Here is a 2,587-nt window from a genome sequence, read left to right as displayed (position 1 = left end):
TGGCCACCTTGCCGTCGTCGATCAACAGGGCATCGCCCACGTTGACGTCCTCAGTGAGGCTCTTAAGCGTGGTGGAGCAGATGTCCTTGGTGCCGGGGACGTCTTCGGTGGTGATGGTGAAGGTGTCGCCGACGGCCAGCTCGTGGGGTCCGTCAACAAAACGGCCAAGACGGATCTTGGGTCCCTGCAGGTCAGCCATGATCGCAACAGGCTTGCCCAGCTGCGCCGCAGCCTTGCGGACGTTTTCGTAGGTGATGTCGTGCACGGAGTAGTCGCCGTGGCTCATGTTCATGCGGGCAACGTCAACGCCGGCCTCCAGCACCGCGAGGGTGTTGTCGAAGCTGGAGATAGCCGGGCCGAAAGTTGCCACAATTTTTGCGCGTCTCATATACCTACCCTAAGTAGTTCATGCTGATTGAGTAAAAGGTTGTTCCTGCCGGCGCTATAAGACCGCTATCGCCCGGTCGGTGGGGGCGACCGGTGCCGGGAGAATGGTGCTTCCCATCAGGAACTTGTCCACTGCGGCCGCGCACGCACGGCCTTCCGCAATGGCCCACACAATCAGTGACTGGCCACGTCCGGCATCGCCGGCAACAAACACGCCCTCGGTGTTTGTCATGTAGTAGCCGTCGCGGGCAACGTTGCCCCGACTGTCGAACTCTGCGCTGACCTGCTCCGTGATTCCTGCCGGCTCAGCGCCGGTAAAGCCAAGGCTCAGGAAGACAAGGTCAGCTGGGATGATCCGTTCTGTACCGGCCTTGGGCAGGCGTTTGCCGTCCACGAACTCGGTTTCAGCAACTTTAACTCCGGTGAGTTTGCCGTTTTCGCCAACGAACTCAACGGTTGATGCAAGGTAGGTACGCTCGCCGCCTTCTTCGTGGGCGCTGGCGACCTCGAACAGGGTGGGGAACGTCGGCCACGGCTGGTGGGTGGCACGTTCTGCGGGCGGCTGCTTGCCGATCGCGAGCGTGGTCACCGATGCTGCCTGGTGGCGGTGGGCGGTGCCGATGCAGTCAGCACCGGTATCGCCACCACCGAGGATGACAACGTGCTTGCCACGGGCATCAATGTGGTTCTCAGGGTTCTCCCCCGCCACCTTGCGGTTCGAAGGAACCAGGTAATCCATGGCGAAATGGACACCCTCAAGGTCACGGCCCGGGATGGGCAGGTCACGCGGAACGGTAGCGCCGGTGGCTACTACGACGGCGTCGTAACGGCGTCGCAGCTGCTCCCACGTCACGTCCGTACCAACAGCGACGCCGGTCCGGAAGCGGGTGCCTTCGGCCTTCATCTGCTCCAGGCGGCGGTCAACCTGTTCCTTCTCCATCTTGAAGTCGGGGATGCCGTAGCGGAGCAGGCCGCCGATCTTGTCGTCACGCTCATACACGGCAACGGTGTGGCCCACGCGGGTCAACTGCTGTGCCACGGCCAGGCCGGCGGGACCGGATCCCACCACAGCTACCGTCTTGCCGGTCAGGCGCGTCGGCGGAAGGGGCTGGACCCAGTCGTTATCAAACGCCTGATCAATGATCGAGACCTCAACCTGCTTGATGGTCACAGCAGGCTGGTTGATCCCCAGCACGCAGGACGCTTCGCAGGGTGCAGGGCACAGACGGCCGGTGAACTCCGGGAAGTTGTTCGTGGCGTGAAGACGCTCAATAGCCTCTTCACCCTTGTCCCGCCACACGAGGTCGTTCCACTCGGGAATGAGGTTACCCAACGGGCAGCCTTGGTGGCAGAACGGAACGCCGCAGTCCATGCAGCGGCCGGCCTGGCTCTTCAGGACGCCCTTTTCCTGGGCTTCGTAAACTTCCTTCCAGTCCATGATGCGGACGGGAACGGGACGGCGTGGCTGCGTCTCGCGCTGCCGGACTTTCAGAAATCCGCGTGGATCAGCCACCGGTTACCTCCAGGATTCGAGACCATACTTCTTCGCCATCGGGGTCAAGGCCCTCTTCGATGGCGTCGAGACGGGTTTGCAGGACTGCGGCGTAATCACGCGGCAGTACTTTGGTGATGCGGGCGGCGGTGTCGTCGAAGTTCTCGAGCAGACGGCCGGCCAGGACGGATTCGGTTTCCTCAACGTGCTTGGTCAGCAGGCCGTGGACGATGTCGCGGTCCTCGGCGTCGAGCTCCAGGAGCTGGAGTTCGCCGGTGTCGAGGGCCATCTTGTTGACACGCTCAGGTTGCAGGTCCAGTACATAGGCGGTTCCACCGGACATGCCGGCTCCGAAGTTACGGCCGGTGCGTCCGATGATCAGCGTCTGGCCACCGGTCATGTACTCGCAACCGTGATCACCAATGCCTTCGACGACGGCGGTCGCGCCGGAGTTGCGGACAAGGAAGCGTTCGCCCACCTGGCCACGCAGGAACATTTCACCGCTGGTGGCGCCATAACCAATGACGTTGCCGGCAATGACGTTGCGCTCAGCCTGGAACACGTTGGTGCGGTCCGGGCGGACAATGATGCGTCCACCGGAGAGGCCCTTGCCAACGTAGTCGTTGGAATCACCGAACATCCGCAGCGTGATGCCCGCGGGCAGGAACGCTCCGAGCGACTGTCCCGCGGTGCCATTGAGGGTGACGT

Annotated in this window: 2 protein-coding genes and 1 pseudogene; all 3 read right to left on the bottom strand. The window is 62.6% G+C overall.

The window, feature by feature from the left end:
- Window positions 1-388 (bottom strand): pyruvate kinase (locus HP499_RS23265; protein ID WP_253951765.1); only part of this gene is annotated, 388 nt, incomplete at its 3' end.
- A 54-nt stretch (window positions 389-442) separates the two neighbouring features.
- Window positions 443-1,900 (bottom strand): glutamate synthase subunit beta, encoded by a 1,458-nt coding sequence (locus tag HP499_RS23260; RefSeq protein ID WP_172326424.1) that lies wholly within the window; start codon window positions 1,898-1,900, stop codon window positions 443-445.
- Window positions 1,893-2,587: pseudogene (locus HP499_RS23255) on the bottom strand (glutamate synthase subunit alpha); the annotation flags it as partial. The gene HP499_RS23260 and the pseudogene HP499_RS23255, both read right to left, overlap by 8 nt.

The sequence above is a fragment of the Paenarthrobacter sp. CM16 genome (assembly GCF_013179505.1).
GTDB lineage: Bacteria > Actinomycetota > Actinomycetes > Actinomycetales > Micrococcaceae > Arthrobacter.
The sequence above is the reverse complement of the archived record's forward strand: the minus strand, read 5'-3'. Positions and strand labels throughout refer to the sequence as shown.